The 533-nt window shown below is 68.9% G+C and carries 1 protein-coding gene; it reads right to left on the reverse strand.

Annotated features, from left to right (window positions below; translation table 11 throughout):
- Nucleotides 1-533: RHS repeat domain-containing protein (locus PZA18_RS24155; protein WP_284103443.1), on the reverse strand; the 533-nt coding region annotated here is incomplete at both ends.

Here is a 533-nt window from a genome sequence, read left to right on the forward strand (position 1 = left end):
AGTTGATGCAGGCCGTCATAGCCCAGATGCAGGCGACACGGCCCTGCGTGATCGTAACGCTCGACCAGATTGCCGTGGGCGTCGTACCGGTAGTCGATGGCGCCATCGAAGTCGATCCGGTTGCCGGGCCAGCAGTCGATGGGCGGCCGCGCGCTGGGGTGGGGGTCAAAGTCGGGGGCCAGCAGGTCGAAGTCGTGGTTGTCGAGGTTGGCCCGCACCTGGCTGGCCCAGTCCCGATGCGGTTTGGGGGGCAGGGGTGGCAAGGGGGCGGGCAGCCGGTTACCCGCCGGGTCGAAGGCCCAATCGGCCGCCTGGTCGGGCTTGCGCCAGCCCACCAGCCGTTGCTGGGCATCGTAGTGATAACGCCAGGCTTGGCCGGCCTGCTCGCTGCCGATCAGCAGGCCGTCGGGGTCGTATTCCCACTGCCAGGCCAGGACCGGCTGATTGCTGTACTGGCGGACCAGCCGGCCCTGCAGGTCGTACTGGCGTTGCTGCCAGCCGCCAAAGCCCTGGCGGCCGGTTTCGCGATGCAG

Source organism: Parachitinimonas caeni, assembly GCF_030129945.1.
Classification (GTDB): domain Bacteria; phylum Pseudomonadota; class Gammaproteobacteria; order Burkholderiales; family Chitinimonadaceae; genus Parachitinimonas; species Parachitinimonas caeni.